This window comes from Staphylococcus sp. HMSC069D12, from assembly GCF_001810405.1.
Classification (GTDB): domain Bacteria; phylum Bacillota; class Bacilli; order Staphylococcales; family Staphylococcaceae; genus Staphylococcus; species Staphylococcus haemolyticus.
Window position 1 is genome coordinate 100,738 of record NZ_KV801114.1, and the last position, 16,646, is coordinate 117,383.

A 16,646-nucleotide genomic window follows, 5' to 3' on the forward strand; every position below is an offset into this window, starting at 1 on the left:
TGAATTTGAATATAAAGAGGTAAAGAGTATTATGTTCACTCAATTTAAAAGACTTTTAATTGGTAAACCTAAAAGAAATCGCGATTTGAAAAATGAAAAAATCAGTAATTTCAAGGCTTTAGCAATACTTTCTTCTGATGCATTGTCATCAGTAGCCTATGGTCCGGAGCAAATTTTGATTACACTTGCAGTCATTGGTGCTATGGCGTCATGGTACACGTTACCAATTGCATGTGCAGTATTAGTACTATTAGCAGCTTTAATCTTATCATACCGCCAAGTCATTTATGCCTATCCTAAGGGCGGCGGTGCTTATATGGTTTCTAAGACTAACTTAGGAGAAAAATGGGGACTAGTAGCTGGTGGTTCATTACTTGTTGATTATATTTTAACTGTAGCGGTAAGTATCGCTTCTGGTGCAGATGCGTTTGTAGCTGCATTTCCGTCACTGTATCATCACAAAGTATTGATTGCATGTTTACTAGTACTATTTATTTTAATAATGAATTTACGTGGATTGACAGAATCTGCTACAGTATTGTCTTATCCAGTCTATTTATTCATTATCGGGTTAATTATTATGATTGTTGTAGGAGTATGGAAAGTTGCAACTGGCCAAGCTGAACCACATATGCACGCAACAGTGGGAACAGCTGTGCCTGGTGTTACGCTATTCTTACTATTAAAAGCATTTTCATCTGGTGCTTCATCTTTAACAGGTGTCGAAGCTATATCTAATGCGGTGACTAATTTCAAAGATCCTGGTCCGAAAAATGCCGTTAAAACATTAGTTACAATGGGTGGCATCCTTGCATTTCTATTAGTAGGCATTGTAGGTTTGGCCTATTGGTACGGCGTAATGCCTGAGACTGAAACGACTGTATTGTCTCAATTAGCAATGAACATTCTAGGACACAATGCTGGTTATTATTTTGTTCAAGCAACAACAGTAATGATTTTAGTTTTAGCAGCGAATACTGGTTTTACCGCATTTCCAATGCTTGCTGCTAGCATGGCAAAAGATAAATATATGCCTCGTATGTTTAGTGTTCGAGGAGATCGCTTAGGTTATTCGAACTCTATCATTACTTTAGGTGTTGGGTCTATCTTGCTTATTATTATTTTTGATGGTAAAACTGAGAACTTAATTCCACTCTATGCTGTAGGTGTATTTATTCCGTTCACATTAGCTCAATATGGCATGGTGCTAAAATGGATTAGAGGCAGAGAAAAAGGGTGGTCTCGTAAATTGATTGCCAACGCGATAGGTGGAACAATTACATTTATCGTATTTATGATCTTCTTGATCACTAAATTTAGCCATGTATGGCCAATATTGATATTTTTACCTTTAATTGTGATTGTATTCCTACGTATCAAAGGTCATTATAAAGATATTGCTAAACAGTTGAAATCGACAGCGATGGTGCAAGATATGCCAATCGTTGATAAAAATTTAGCGATTGTTCCTGTAAGTACGATTACATCAGCCATTGATAAATCAGTGTATTATGCTCAAATGATTGCTGATGATGTTATAGCAGTACATGTTTCCTTTGGTGATGAAGCGGATAAATGCTTTGCTGAAAAATGGCAACGTCATTATCCAGATGTGCGTTTAGTCATCTTACATTCAGAATATCGTAGTGTCATTAGACCAATTTCAAGATTTATTGATAAGATCAATAAAAAAGCGAATGATAAAAATTATGTCATTACAGTTGTTGTGCCTCAGTTTATTACAAAAAAATCTTGGCATAACTTCTTACACAATCAAACGAGTATTAGATTAAAAATGCACTTGTTCTATCAAAAGAATGTTATTTTAGCAACTGTACCATTTAAATTACACAAATAAGCTTATAGAAAAGCCCATAGATAATGCAAGGTTACATTATCTATGGGCTTTAATTGATTTTAGTGAGCGTTGCTTACTTCATGTGCTAGTACGATTTCATTGTAATTGATGTTTTCTCGTAATTGGGTTGCAACTTCATTAGTTACTTTATTTAGTGAAATTAATTCATCTAAAATGGTGCGTTGGATGTATAATGCTTCTAATTTTACATCTTGTTGTTGCTGTGTAGTAAGTTCATATACTTTTTTGTTTTGATTTCTTTGTTGCTTTCTATTCTTATTGTGACGAATCGTACGAGATAGATTGTGATATTGGTTAATAATTAAACTCACTTCTAAGACATTTGAACTATTTTGTTCTTGACGCATTTTCATAATAATATTGTGATTAACAACACGCGTTAATTGTTGCACTTTGTTAAAGCTATTTGTAAATTCTTCTCTTTGTGCCTTTTTATCGTCTTTTACTTTTTGACGTTCAGCTTTATATTCTTCACGCTTAGCTTTAATATCCATTTTATTTTGTTCAAATGTAGCATGATGTTCTTCTTTTAATAATGCACGGTTTTCTTTATGAGTGCGATGTGCCTCTTTTCGTGATTCTTTACGAGCTTTAAATCGTAAGCCAATCAATTTAAAGAAACGACTTATTTTTCTTAGAATAGACATTTCACGATAAGATTGACTGAATTCCATAATATTGCGATAGTCTGTTAAATCCTTCTTAGTAATTCTTTTTTTTTCGATTAATCGTTCTAGTGTTCTTGTTTCTTCTTCTTCAGCTATTTCTTGAAGGCGACGTAATTCCTTCGTATTTTTATTGTCCGGTTCCATATTGATTAAGAATGATAACTCATTAAAATATTGATTTAATATTGGTCGATAATCCATACTTTTTTCTTCAGAGTTTTTCTTTTTAAAAGTATCAAGTACTTGTTGAACCATGAATATTTTAGCTGATTGATAGGACATACCTTTAAATTCTGAGACCTTTTCAGATGGTGTGATAAACGGTAGAACAACTTGAGCGAGAATTAAGCTAGTTAATACCATAAATGAAGCGATGAATAATAGATCATTACGATATATAAACTCTTGGTTACCATCCATCATATATGGAAGTGTTAATGCCATTGATAAGGAAATGGTACCGTGTATCCCACACATCGTCATAATAAAGGCATAGTGATTACGCTTCGGTGGTCCAGCATCTTCTTCATCATCTAAATAAGATTGAACGTTGTTTGGATAGTAAAAATCTTTAAATAATAAGTACACCCAAACAAATCTAAATACATATATCGCTAGCGCAATTAATAGAGCAGTTGTGATTAAAAATACAATGTTTTGTGGTTCATCATGAATTATTTCCATAACTACTTCGGGAACAATATATCCCAACACTACAAATACAAAGCCATTTAATGCATAACTTAGCGTATTCCATATTTGGTTATAGTTCATTTGCAATTCCGTTTGGGCACGAATTAAACGGTTGCGTTCTAAACCATGGATTAAACCAGCGACAACTACGGCTATAATTCCTGATGCGTGAAGCTCTTCGCCAATAAAATAAACGGCGAAAGGAGTAAGTAATTGAATGAATGTTAACGTATTACTATCTTTCATGCCTTTATTGGCAGTTAAATAAACTCTTAAAGTTACGACTAGTGCGCCAACAATGATACCAATTAACACACCTAAAATAGTTGAAATAATAAATTGGCCTATTGCATCAAACGCTGAAAAACTACCAGTTACAAGTGCAGTAACTGCAATTTTAAATGAAATGATACCTGCAGCGTCATTAAGTAACGATTCACCTTCAAGAATTGACATTGACCCTTTAGGTAATATCTTACCTTTGGTAATTGCGGAAACTGCGACTGCATCAGTAGGGCACAGAATTGCAGCAATTGCAAATGCGGCTGGCATTGGTAAATCAGCCCAAATCCAGTGAATAAAGAAACCTACACCAATAACGGTAGTAAATACAAGGGCCATTGCCATAAGAACAATGGGTTTACGATACTCAAGTAACTTTGTTCTAGAAATATGAGTACCTTCCACAAATAGCAGAGGGGCGATAACAGCCATCATAAAGACTTCCGATTCAAATTCAAAGTGCATTGGAATAGGTAGCACAAATAAGCAGACACCCAATGCGATTTGAATAAAAGCAGTAGGAATTTTAGGGAACCTATTATAAATAATAGAACTAATAATAACTGCGAATATAAATAATAAAAATGCCTCTAATAGTTCCATGAATAACTCCTTTATAAAATGAATACTAATAGTTTACCATGTGACATGATAAGCTACCAAAAATGGCAACCTATTTACCAAAATATTTTATGATTATTATTTTATCTATTTACGATATTTAAGTGTCTATAAACGGATATATGAATTAAAGTGGTTATCAATATAGAGTTGCTTGAAATGTTTAAAAGTAGGAGTAGTTGAATAAAGTTGTATTATAGTGAGAACAGAGTTAAAATCATAAAAATATAAAACTGAGAAAAGCTTGATTTAAGCATCTTCTCAGTTTAATTTGCTTATATAAATTGAAAAATTTCGTTTATCAATTAATTAATGTGATGATTAATAATTAATTGAATTACGACCTTGACTACGAGTTCGTTCTGCTAAGTCTTCTGCATTAGACTTGTATTTTCTATAAAAGATGAACAAGAAGATAAACCAAATTGGTGAAATGAAAATGGCCGCTCTTGTATCTTCGCTAAAGAATAGTAGTACAAACACAAACGCGAAAAATGCGAGTACGACATATGCTGTCTTAAGTCCACCAAAGAGTTTAAATTTATTCTTATGGTGTTCTTCTGTATTCTTTTTAACGAAAACAATATAAGAAATGATAATCATTGCCCATACTACTAAAAATAGAACAGTTGATAGTGTTGTAACATAAATAAATAATTTAATGGCATCTGGGAAAATAAAATTAAGCAATGCTGCTACTAATAAGGTACCAGATGACACTAACATAGATAAGTAGGGAACACTGCTACCATTTGTTTTGCTTAAAACTTTAGGTCCTAAACCTTGTTTAGCAAGTCCGAATAAAATACGACTATTAGAATAAATACCACTGTTTGTTGCTGATGCTGCGGCAGTTAATACTACAAAGTTTACTAGTCCAGCAGCGAATGGTAAGCCGATTAAACTAAACATCGTTACGAATGGACTACTATTTGAGTCTATTTTATTCCAAGGAATAACCGACATGATGACTAATAAACCACCGACGTAAAATAATAAGATACGTATAGGCACGTTATTAATCGCTTTAGGAATTACATTTCTAGGGTCTTTCGTCTCACCAGCAGTTACCCCGATAAGTTCAATACCAATAAATGAATAAACGGCAATTTGGAATGCCATTAAGAATCCAAATGGTCCATTAGGGAAGATACCGCCGTGATTAGTCAAGTTACTAAACGATGCATGACCATAAGATGTTTTAAATGAGAAGAATATCATGACAAGTCCAACGATGATCATCGCAATAATAGTAACAATCTTGATAATTGAGAACCAAAATTCCAATTCACCGAATAATCTTGCACCTAACATGTTAAAAGAGATTAACATTAATACTATGAACAAGACGGTAATCCAATGTGGAACTTGTGGGAACCAAAAACTAAAATATTGTCCCATTGCTGTTAAATCTGACATACTTGAAGCAATCCAAGCGAGCCAATATGTCCACCCAATGACAAATCCGGCAAAGGGACCTATGTATTCGTTCGCAATATCTACAAATGAATTAAATCGTGTATTACTTAATAACAATTCTCCAAGTGCTCGCATGAATGCAAACATGACCATACCAATAATCATGTATGTTAGTAAAAGGGAAGGTCCTGTTAATGCAATTGTTTGTCCTGAACCTAGGAATAATCCTGTACCAATTGCGCCCCCAATCGCAATTAATTGAATATGCCTGTTGTTTAGTTCTCTTTCCAACTGTCTAGCCATATACTTCCTCCTTAGAAAGCAATGATGCGATTTTTTAATTTTAGTTGTAAACGCTTTCTTTTTGTGTAAAAAATTTTTCTTTTAACAAAGTATAGCGTTTGTTCAATAGCTGTTAAATTTTAGATAAAAAGCGATTTTGATACTAATTGTTCACAAATTATGTAACTTTACTAAAAGGTAATTTTATTATACTCTTTATTGTATAAAATATAAACAAATTTCTGAAAATTTAATAAACAGATTTATTTATTATTAATAATAACTATGACATAATGATTTCAATTCAAAACAAGTAAGAGGGAAGACATTAATGAAGATAGGTACAATTTCAGATTTACATATTGATCGACATCCTAAACTAGAGCCACAAGCATATCTTGATGCACTCACCCATATTGTGGAACAAAGAAGTGTTGATTTATTATTAATTGCAGGAGATATGTCTAATCATTTTCAGCAAGGTTATCAATTTATTCAAGACTTAAAAGAAAAATGTCGTATACCAATCTTATTCGTGCCTGGTAATCATGACTATTGGACTTCAGAAGCATCACTCAGTTCAAAGCAAATTTATGAATTTTATGCTAGCAAGCCAGATTGTTTAATCGGAAAACCTTATATTATTAATAATAATTGGGCAATTGTTGGACATACAGCTTGGTATGATTATAGCTATGCGGATAGCAAATTTGATTTGGATCGAATTAAAAGAGGGAAATATTATGGTGCCACATGGCAAGATAAAGTGAAAATTGATTGGGATATTGATGATAGAGTGTTATCTAAAGAGGCGGCTAAACAAATACAAGAAGACTTAGAACAAGTGAAAGGTAAACATGTTATTTTAATGACACACATTGTTACGCATCCTCAATTTATAGTACCTATGCCGCATCGCATTTTTGATTTCTTTAATGCTTATATTGGTACTAAGGACTTTGATGAATTTTATTCAACCTATTCCATTCGTTATAGCATTATGGGGCATGTGCATTTTCGCAAGATAATTAGTGAAAATGGCATCACATATATTTGTCCTTGCTTAGGGTATCAACGACAATGGAGAACAAGTGATATTAATCAAGAAATCAATAACGCTTTAATAACATTTGATATTAGTTTTGAATAAAATATATGTGAGATCGGGAAGTGTCTTAAATTATCTCAACCTCACTTAACAGTAACTATTAATCATTGGCGTTTACTTTAAGATAAATACATGTACGACCAGGAGCGTTAAAGCTACGTTCTAATTTCGACTTTGCAATTTTAATAATTTGAAAGCGATTAGGAACTATAGCAGGAAAGATGAAAAATTTAAATAAATGACTCCATAAGGGATCTATATAATAGTAATATTTATCATCATATCCAATTAATAGCGTAACATGAATGTTAGAAACGAGTTCTTTCTCATGATTATCAAATGTAAAGTGTTTTCGAAATGGTTTACGTCCTAAACTCGTGTGGTACATGATGACCGGTTGACCTGAATCGATTACGGTCTCTAACGATGTTAGGTCAGTACCTGTGCCATCAACAATACGTGAATCAATTGTTTGTAAATATGGAACATAAGCATCTGGAAAGATGGTTTGATGATGACCCAATTTGACAAGTAAGTGATGACCCACATAACCTTTATAGGGATTATTAGGATGTTTGGGCCAATGTTTCATAATTTCAGTTGCTTTAATATTATGACTGTTATATTGAAGTAACATTGCTGCTGAAACACCTTCGCAGCCCATGACCATTGGAATTGGAAATAATTGGCTAATTGGTTTGATTGATAATATCGTTCTTTTCATCCTTATTCTCCTCAAAGACGCTTTTATGATTTACATCACTTAATTTAAGTAAATTTATTATATACCTTAGTGGTCATCTCGTATATTAATATGGATTTTGACTTTATTGATATAGAATAAATGAAAAAAAGGACATTTGAATGGCAATACAATATAAATTGGAACAGTTAAATCATGTTCAACTCATCGGTGTCTTAAGAAAGTATGAGAGTGACGATGAGATGCAAAAAGATATACCGTCATTTTGGCAAAAAGTAAATAATGATGGGGTTGTAGATGATTTAATAGAACTTAGTAATCAAACATTATCAGGAATGTTAGGCGTCATTTTACAGAAAGAAGATAATCATTTCGACTATTTCATTGGTGTACCTTGTGATAATTCGAATAATAATGATTCGCACTTTAATACACTCGAATTGTCAGCTCATAAGTATGTTGTTATAGATGCGAAAGGAAAAGTTCCAGAAGCGATTAAATCGATAATGCCTAAAATCTATCAAGAGTTATTACCTCAAGCTAAATTTAAGACGATTAGAGCACCTATGTTTGAACATTATTTACCAGGAAATACCCAAAGTAATGATTATATTACAGAAATTTGGATTCCTATAGAAGTTCAGACAAAAGATTGAGGTAAAATAGGTATTACAAAACTATAAAATACTGTAATTAAAAGAACTGAGGAGGCGCTGTTTTAAGCGTTTCTCAGTTCTTGTTATACTTTCACAATATATTTTCTAATTGCATGAACGATATAATTCATATTCTTTTTATGTTTACGCATTGTTTTAAATATTTTGATAAACATTTTGCGATTAGTTGGTTTTAGAGCGTTTTTAATAATTTTTAACGTACCAAGGAGGCCTTCATCTCGAATCATACCTATTGGAGTCATTAAAGATAGTGGACCTGCTTTAGACTCAATATTTGAAAAAACAGCTTCTTGATAGAATATACAATCTTCAGGCGATAAAGGTGTAACTTTCATATTGATGGCGTTACTTAATTCATCAATGACCGTTGGCGCCTCTTGTCTATTAATAATTGCAATATCATGTGTAAGTATAATGCCATTCGGCTTTAATACTCGGTAATATTCATTTAGCACTTTTTCCTTAATCTGATAAGACAACATTGTTAGCATCGCTTCATTTAAAATAATATCAAAACTCTGATCTTCAAAAGGTAATTTCATAGCATTGGCTTGCGTTAAATGAATAAGCTTATCTAAGTTGTGTTTCGAAACACTTTGTTTACCTTTTTCTAAAGCGGTTTTATTTTAGTCTACGCCCTCAATGTGGCAATTATATTTTTGAGCTAATTCAATAGAAGTTGTACACATATTACAAGCTACTTCTAAAACACGTTTATCACTGGAGAAGTGTCCTTTATTTATAAGCCAATTTGTTGCTAACACACCCCCTGGACGTAAACGTTTCTTTCCTAATTGTGCTAAAAATGTATGGCCGGCTATTTTAGTTACCATAGTCAACACTTCCTGTTCTAACTGAATTTGTTAAAGAGTACGTGATTTTCTAAATGTACATGTTCATGAGTTTCACGTTCTAAATTCTCTAGACGATGATATACTAATCTCCAAGTTTGGCAAGCTTCACTAGGAGGTTGATATTGGCTAGTTAATTCACGCATATCTTCAAGTAATTGTCCTGTTTGAGTGTGGTCGTCAACTAAGCTTTGAATGATATCAGATGAATGATCTACTTGTTCACCACGAGAAAGTTTAATTAACGCTGGGAAATCATGTTCATCTTCTTGAGCCATATGCTCAAGCATACCATCTCGATATTGACGATATAAATCTTGTAACTGAATTAGAAATGGATGGTTCGGTCCATGAACTTTAGCAATTTTTGTAACATAAGGGGATAGATTCTTAAATTCTTCACGCATTGTTTCGTGATAGCGAGATTGTATATATTGAATTAATGACGCTGCATCAAGATATTTCACATTAATGTTTCCTTGATTATGGTTTGGAAGTTCATTAATTTCATCTATTAAAGTTTCTGCATCAACTTTTTTATTTTTAACTGCCTCATTTATAGACATATTGCCACCGCAACAAAAGTCGATGCCATATTTTCTGAAAATATCAGCACTTAGTGGGATATCAGTAACAATTTCTGCAACGATAGATTCATTTGTAATCATTAAAACTCCTCCTTTATTTACTTTCATTATAATCGTTAATAATGATTATCAATTAGAAAAAATATAGCTGTCACCTATTTGTTGGAAAGTTATTAAAATATTGTGAACGAGTAACTTTGATTTTAAATTAATGGACTCATTTTAAAAGGAAATGCAAAAAACTGAGAAAAGCTCGATATGAGCATCTTCTCAGTTTAGTCGACTACTGCATGATTTTATGTAGCATTTTAATCCTTTGTCTTAATCTTCTAGTTATATTGAATAAAAAATTTATTATGCTGGGTTACGATGATTTCTAAAATAAATCACTTGTAGTGTTATTAAAATGACTGCAGTTATCATAATAACGAAAATGTATGGGGTTGCGTCATATTGTCCTTTGAGTCCTACAATAGGAGAGATAATACCACCAAGTATAAATTGGAATAGTCCTAATAAACTAGACGCATTGCCACTACCACCAGTACGTTCTTCCATTGCCATTGAAAAACCAAGTGGCCCAATAGACGTAACAGGACATACATTTAAGAAAAATGCGATAAGTAAAATCCATAAGGGACCATGAACTGCAACTGTAACCACAATTAAAATGACACCTACAACTTGTATTAAGGTTAAATAAATCATAAGTTTGAAACGATTAATATAAGCTACAAGAAGTGCGACGATCTGACTCACGATAATTAAACCGACACCATTAACAGCGACCATGATACTGAATTGTTGAGGTGTCATATTATAAATTTTTTGCGTAATAAATGGAGAAGCGGATGAAAAACTAAATAACATTACATACGTTAACCCCTGTAGCAACATTGGAATAATGAATCGTGGTTTTTTCATTAGACTACCGAAATCTAATAAAATGTCTTTAAAGTTAAGTGATTTGTGTTCCGATTTATGTGTCTTTGGCATCATTGTAGCGACGCCTAATAGTACTAATAGACTTATAAATGTTAGGATAATGAATACAATTCTCCATGATCCAAGTGTTAATGATAGTCCACCGAGTAATGGCATGATGATAGTAACAATACCATTCACGACCATTAGTGATGCTAGAAATTTTGCTAATAAATCGCCCTCGTATCTATCTCCAGCGAAAGCTTTGGCTATAACGATAATACCACCGGCTGTAAACCCTTGGATAAAACGAATACATAAAAATAAAATTAGGTTAGTAGCGAATACGCCACTAAGTGTGGCGAAGAAAAATATACATAATATGATAAGACCCATTCTTTTACGACCATATGCATCAGATAATGGGCCAAATAGGAATTGGCCAAGTGCTAAACCTATCATTGCAAATGATAATGTAAGTTGTATTTCAGATGTTGACGACCTAAATTGATGTTGTGCTTCAGGTAATGCGGGTAAATACATATCAATAATTATAGGTCCAAATGCAGTCATTACACCTAATACTATTAGAAGCAATAGGGGTAATTTTGTATGAGTTGAAGGTTGCATAATGTTTCTCCTTAAAAAGTTTGCAAACTACATTATAAAGGTTTTTTGTATATTTGTAATTTACAAAATAAAAAAAGCGACACAGGATTCATTGTGTCGCCTAATATAGGTTGATTAACTTTCAAAAAGTTTTGAATATAAGCTTTCTCAATCAAGCCAATTATTGTGAATTTGTATCACTTGAATTTCCAAGAATACTATTTAATTTCTCTTTAATTTCATCAAATTTTGTATTTACATCGTTGAGTAAGTCATTAACTTTACTTTGGCTTTCGTTATTTTGTTGAGCATTATTAGCTTCTTTTAATTTATTGACTTGCTCTTGATAAAATTTAGTTAATTTAGAATCTTCACCAGTTTGTTCACTATTTTTTAAGTTATTAACATCCTCTTGAATTTGTTTAATTCTTGAGTCAGTGTCTACTTTATCTTTAATGTCATTTTTAGCATCTTCTACTTGTTGTTTGATATTATCACTTTGATTTTGTACTTCATTTTTATAATCCTTAGATACATTGTTGTCATTAGAAGCATTATTCGTTTGTTGGTTATCACTACTATTGTTATTAAGTATTGCTCTTGTAGCAAATACCGCTACGATAATCAACAATATTGCAATAATAGCAATTAGCCATTTTTTAGATTTCTTATTTTTTTCGTTCTCTTCTTCTAACTGTTGCTCGCGTCTAAAGTCACGATCGTTATAGTATCTATTACCATCTTCATCATATTCATCATTACGTCGGCGATAATCCTCACGATAATCATAATCATCTTGATATCGATGGTCATCATTACGATATCTCGGATCATCATCTCGATAACGTGAATTGCTACGATTGTATGCTTCTTGACTTTCACGTCGCTCATGACGCGCACGTCCATCCGCGCTTTGTCGGTTACGTTTGCGATATTGTTCATCATATTTGTAAGAATCTTTATATTTGTCTGTTCGTTTCAAGATAGTCACCTCATATTTTAAATAGTTAGTTTGAATAGTCTTGCAATATTTTCAGCAGTATGTGTCATGTTTCGTTTAGCGTTATTTAATAATGAAGGCAATGATTCTGATTGCTCAATTAAACTAAATGCACTGTCAATGCCATGCTTATAAACATCTTGGTATCCTTCGTCAAGACTACCACAAATAGCTATAACAGGAACGTGATGTTCTTTTGCTGCTTTAGCTACTCCGATAGGTGTTTTACCAAAGACCGTTTGAGCATCCATCTTTCCTTCACCAGTTATGACAAGATCTGCATCCTGCACTCTTCTCGAAAAGTCAGTTTCTTTTAATACAATATCAATACCGTTAGAAAGTGACGCATTGAAGAATGCGAGGATACCGGCACCTAATCCACCAGCAGCACCGGCACCTGGGATATCTTTGACACTTAGATTTAGTTCTCGTTCTATCATATCATGATAGATTGTAAGTGCGGAATCCAACTTTGGTATCATCTTAGCGTCAGCACCTTTTTGAGGACCATAGATTTCAGTTGCGCCATTAGCACCTAATAACGGGTTTGTCACATCACAAGCAACTTCAAATGTGACGTGCTTAAGTCTTTGATCTAAGTTTGAAATGTCAATTTTTGCTAGCTCAGATAAGTAGCCGCCACCGAGTTTTAAAGGTTGATTTTTAGAATCAAGAAATTGAGCGCCTAATGCACATAACATGCCACTACCGCCATCATTGGTAGCACTTCCTCCAATGCCTAAAATGATCTTAGTAACATGATGATCAAGCGCATCTAATATTATTTCTCCAACACCGTAAGTAGATGTAATAAGTGGATTACGTTCTTCATCTGTCAATAAATCTAGTCCTGATGATGCAGCCATTTCAATGATAGCTACTTGATTATCTTGGGAAAGTGCATATGAAGCTTCAATGTTTCTATGCAATGGGTCATGAACTGGAATGGTGTACGTCTTAGCATTAAGCGCTTCCTTTAGAGCATCTGTTGTACCTTCACCACCATCTGCCATTGGGATAATGTCATAGTGAATATCTTCATGAAATATTTTCTTGAAACCATCTTGTATTGCTAAACCAGCTTCTTTAGCTGACATGCTCTCCTTAAATGAATCAGTGGCAATGACTATTTTTCTAAGATTCATCTTAGTAGACCTCCAATAGTTTATATATTTAAAATTAGTATAAAATAATATTTGAATGTATAATTAATAAAAAAAGAATATAATATAATTAGTTGAGCCAAAACGAGTGCTAATTTAATTAACTTTATGACATAAAAGAGTTCGACATGCATAGACTTAAACATCATGAATTTTACATCTGGATGATTGGATTGATCCTATATTATGGCTATTTAGGCTACATTATCCCTTTACATAGTACAGATTGGTTTTGGGGTAGTGGCCACGGTATGCAAGTGGTCAGAAATGTTTTTAATAATTTTAATGGAAGATACATTAGCAATTTATTAGAATTTGCATGTGTCCATTCTATATTACTTCGTACATTATCATTTGCGTTTATATCAATCTTTATCGTGGTACTTTTATTAAGATTATTGAATCAGTTTGGTGACACAAATTATTTAATATTAAGCACTGTTTTATTATTTATTATACCCAATTCCTTGTTTGCACAAAGCTATGGTAATTTTGAATTTTTTTATACATATGTTTTTGGCACATGTTTTTCTTTATATATCTTAAGTTTTATAATAAAAGTATTACTTAATAAAGATGAATTTAGTCGTATTGAAGTTTTTATATTTTGGCTAATATGTACATTGGGACAGTGGTTTGCTGAGCCTTTAGCTTTTTATAATGCCAGTATATTACTTGTAGGAATGATTTATTATGCCATACGCAATCATAAGTTTTACTATAGTCTGGTACTTGGTTGGTTGCTTTCATTATGTGGGGCGATGGTGATGCTATTAAATGATAAATATATTTATATCTTCTCAAGTGTTGAGGCATTAAGAGGACACTTAGACATGCTTGGGTTAAACCATAAGTTCGAAATATCACTTCTAAAAGATATTCCAAGATATCTCTTTTTTAATAATATTATTATTTTATCCTTAATAGTGATTATTCTAATAATATTGCTATTAAAAAGTAGCGCGTTCTTAACTTTACCTACAATAAAGCGAATCATTTTACAAATAGGTATTTGTATATTGCCTATATATAAAATCTTTATATATGAACCTTTTAATTTGAAACAATTGTCAGAGACATTTACGTTTGAAGTCATTAATACTCTATTGTGTCTTATAATGATGGTTAGCATTGCAATTTCATGTAAGTTAGTCATTCAATTACCATATAATCGATTGTTGGTTTTTATGTCACTTGTTTCTATTCCAATTAGCGTGTTACCAGTTATTTTAATTACTGAAGTTTCAGTTCGACAATTTTATTTAGCATATTTACTTTGTATAATTGTACTCATTAATTTAATTTCAGAATTAGGCATTTTGACGTTGAACCATTATAATCTTTTAAAAAGTTGTATACTTATCTTTGCGATTATAAATATAATTATTTTCACTGATGTACATATTCGTAGTGAACAACGACTAGAAGATGTAAAATCGCAAATTGATAGCAATAAGCGTCACATAACATTATCACATTTACCTTATGAAACTTATCTATTTGAAATTACACCAGCAGATGAAGCAGATTTAACTAACTTCAAAGAATTTCATCATATTTCAGAAAAATATTCGTTTAAAATACTGCCGTTTGAAAATTAAAAAAGAAAAATGACGACAAAGGAGAAAGACGATGAAATTGAATCAAACCCACTTTGAGATTATTAAATTTATAATTGTGGGGGGGATTAATACCCTTAATTATTATATTGTGTATTTATTATTATTAAAATTATTTCACGTGAATTATATGATTAGTCATATTGCTGGTTTCTTAGTAAGTTTTGTTATTTCTTACTATTTAAATTGTTATTTCGTTTATAAAGTAAGACCAACGCTTAAGAAATTTTTAAGCTTTCCATTAACTCAAGTTATAAATATGGGTATGCAAACATTATTATTATATGTCTTTGTTAAGTGGTTTCAATTTCCATCTGAAATCGCACCATTTGCAGGTTTAATTATTACTATTCCAATTACATTTATTGTTTCAAAGTGGATTTTAAAGGATTAAATGACGTGCAACTTTAGGTGATTTATTTTTATAATACGAAACTTCAAATGACTTTAAAGAGTGACAATTTTATAGCTTTAGCTAAAGTGAAATTTAGGTTTTGCTAAAAATTTAATTAGATTAATTATACGAATTTTATAGAAATCAAAAAACGTTGTCATTCATATTTTGATAGTACATACTATTGATATTAAAGCATTTAAGGTGGTTAACAAGATGTCTCAAAGTGAAAATCTTAAATTAGCACAAAGAGGGGCTTATTTAAGTTTAGTAGTATACATTATTTTATCTGTTTCTAAATATATTACTGGATTTGTTTTTGATTCAGCAGCTGTTAGAGCAGATGCTTTGAATAATATGACAGATATTATTGTATCTATAGCTGTTATTGTTGGGTTGAAAATTTCAATAAAACCAGCAGATAAAAATCATCCTTATGGTCATTTGAAATCTGAAAATATTTCAACGTTGTTGGTTTCATTTATTATCATGTTCGTGGGTATTCAAGTTGTGATTGAAAATGCACCTAGAATATTTACAAATGAGCACAATACACCAAATGTAGTCACAATATTTGTAAGTTTAATAAGTGGGTTAATTATGATAGGTGTGTTTGCAATAAATCATAGATTAGCTCAGAAAACGATGAGTAGTTCGTTAAAGTCCGCTGCAAAAGATAACTTATCAGATGGATTAGTTAGTATGGGTACGGCAATTGGTCTAGTATTTACTCAATTTGGTTTACCTATTGTCGATGTTATTTTAGCAACGATTCTAGGATTTTTAATTATTTATACCGGATTTGGTATTTTTAGAGAGTCAATTTTTGCACTTAGCGATGGATTCAATGAACAGGATCTTGAAGAATATCGTAATGTTGTATTGGAAGTGGATGATGTCAAAGATGTGAACAATCTTAAGGGACGCTACCATGGAAGTAGTATATTTTTAGATGTTACGATTGTTGTTGATGCACATTTGTCTCTTCAACAAGCACATGATATTTGTGATCGAGTGGAGAATCACTTGCATAGTAAAGGTATATCATCAGTATATGTACATCCAGAACCGGATACTTTGTAAAAGTAAGATGAATAGATTCTGAACAAAAGCATTGTTAATCTTAATGATTTTTTTTCTGAAAATAGTGATTACGAATAAAGAAGC

At 32.1% G+C, this 16,646-nt stretch carries 13 protein-coding genes and 1 pseudogene; 6 read left to right on the plus strand and 8 right to left on the minus strand.

Translation table 11 applies throughout. From position 1 onward, the window contains the following. Positions 1–31: 31 nt before the first annotated feature. The gene (locus tag HMPREF2737_RS08970) at positions 32–1,858 is read left to right on the plus strand and encodes an APC family permease (protein ID WP_037550148.1); all 1,827 of its coding nucleotides are present in this window, start codon (positions 32–34) and stop codon (positions 1,856–1,858) included. A 59-nt stretch (positions 1,859–1,917) separates the two neighbouring features. On the opposite strand, the gene HMPREF2737_RS08975 is transcribed toward HMPREF2737_RS08970, so the two are convergent. Further along, the gene (locus HMPREF2737_RS08975) at positions 1,918–4,125 is read right to left on the minus strand and encodes a cation:proton antiporter domain-containing protein (protein WP_037550145.1); all 2,208 of its coding nucleotides are present in this window, start codon (positions 4,123–4,125) and stop codon (positions 1,918–1,920) included. A 339-nt stretch (positions 4,126–4,464) separates the two neighbouring features. Continuing rightward, entirely contained in the window at positions 4,465–5,865 is a 1,401-nt protein-coding gene (locus HMPREF2737_RS08980; RefSeq protein WP_037550142.1) for an amino acid permease, read from the minus strand. Positions 5,866–6,175: 310 nt separating this feature from the next. On the opposite strand from HMPREF2737_RS08980, the gene HMPREF2737_RS08985 reads away from it, so the two are divergent. Continuing rightward, positions 6,176–6,994: a metallophosphoesterase gene (locus HMPREF2737_RS08985; protein WP_037550139.1), complete on the plus strand. Its 819-nt coding sequence runs from the start codon at positions 6,176–6,178 to the stop codon at positions 6,992–6,994. Positions 6,995–7,052: 58 nt separating this feature from the next. Here HMPREF2737_RS08985 and HMPREF2737_RS08990 read toward each other — a convergent pair whose 3' ends face one another. Then, positions 7,053–7,676: a C39 family peptidase gene (locus HMPREF2737_RS08990; RefSeq protein ID WP_037550136.1), complete on the minus strand. Its 624-nt coding sequence runs from the start codon at positions 7,674–7,676 to the stop codon at positions 7,053–7,055. 140 nt (positions 7,677–7,816) lie between these two features. On the opposite strand from HMPREF2737_RS08990, the gene HMPREF2737_RS08995 reads away from it, so the two are divergent. Beyond that, positions 7,817–8,311 carry a GyrI-like domain-containing protein gene (locus tag HMPREF2737_RS08995; RefSeq protein WP_037550133.1) on the plus strand — a complete coding sequence of 165 codons (495 nt, stop codon included), beginning with the start codon at positions 7,817–7,819 and terminating at the stop codon, positions 8,309–8,311. 83 nt (positions 8,312–8,394) lie between these two features. Here the strand turns inward: HMPREF2737_RS08995 and HMPREF2737_RS09000 are convergent. The 5 genes and pseudogenes from HMPREF2737_RS09000 to HMPREF2737_RS09020 form a co-directional block, all read right to left on the minus strand. Next, positions 8,395–9,165: pseudogene (locus HMPREF2737_RS09000) on the minus strand (class I SAM-dependent methyltransferase). A gap of 17 nt (positions 9,166–9,182) precedes the next feature. Continuing rightward, a complete protein-coding gene (scdA, locus tag HMPREF2737_RS09005; RefSeq protein WP_037550130.1) occupies positions 9,183–9,851 on the minus strand; it encodes an iron-sulfur cluster repair di-iron protein ScdA in 669 nt (222 codons plus the stop codon). A 273-nt stretch (positions 9,852–10,124) separates the two neighbouring features. Next, positions 10,125–11,324: a putative multidrug effflux MFS transporter TcaB gene (locus HMPREF2737_RS09010; RefSeq protein ID WP_037550127.1), complete on the minus strand. Its 1,200-nt coding sequence runs from the start codon at positions 11,322–11,324 to the stop codon at positions 10,125–10,127. Between the two features lie 160 nt (positions 11,325–11,484). Beyond that, complete coding sequence (locus HMPREF2737_RS09015; protein WP_037550126.1) at positions 11,485–12,285, minus strand: hypothetical protein; 801 nt, start codon at positions 12,283–12,285, stop codon at positions 11,485–11,487. Positions 12,286–12,302: 17 nt separating this feature from the next. Continuing rightward, a complete protein-coding gene (locus tag HMPREF2737_RS09020) occupies positions 12,303–13,448 on the minus strand; it encodes a glycerate kinase (protein ID WP_037550123.1) in 1,146 nt (381 codons plus the stop codon). Between the two features lie 146 nt (positions 13,449–13,594). Here HMPREF2737_RS09020 and HMPREF2737_RS09025 point away from each other — a divergent pair, with 146 nt between their 5' ends. From HMPREF2737_RS09025 to HMPREF2737_RS09035, 3 genes are all read left to right on the plus strand, one after another. Beyond that, positions 13,595–15,067 carry a hypothetical protein gene (locus HMPREF2737_RS09025; RefSeq protein ID WP_037550120.1) on the plus strand — a complete coding sequence of 491 codons (1,473 nt, stop codon included), beginning with the start codon at positions 13,595–13,597 and terminating at the stop codon, positions 15,065–15,067. A gap of 31 nt (positions 15,068–15,098) precedes the next feature. Then, entirely contained in the window at positions 15,099–15,479 is a 381-nt protein-coding gene (locus HMPREF2737_RS09030; protein ID WP_011274958.1) for a GtrA family protein, read from the plus strand. A gap of 216 nt (positions 15,480–15,695) precedes the next feature. After that, on the plus strand, positions 15,696–16,562 hold the full coding sequence (locus HMPREF2737_RS09035; protein WP_037550117.1) for a cation diffusion facilitator family transporter: 867 nt from the start codon (positions 15,696–15,698) through the stop codon (positions 16,560–16,562). The last annotated feature ends 84 nt before the right edge of the window (positions 16,563–16,646 follow it).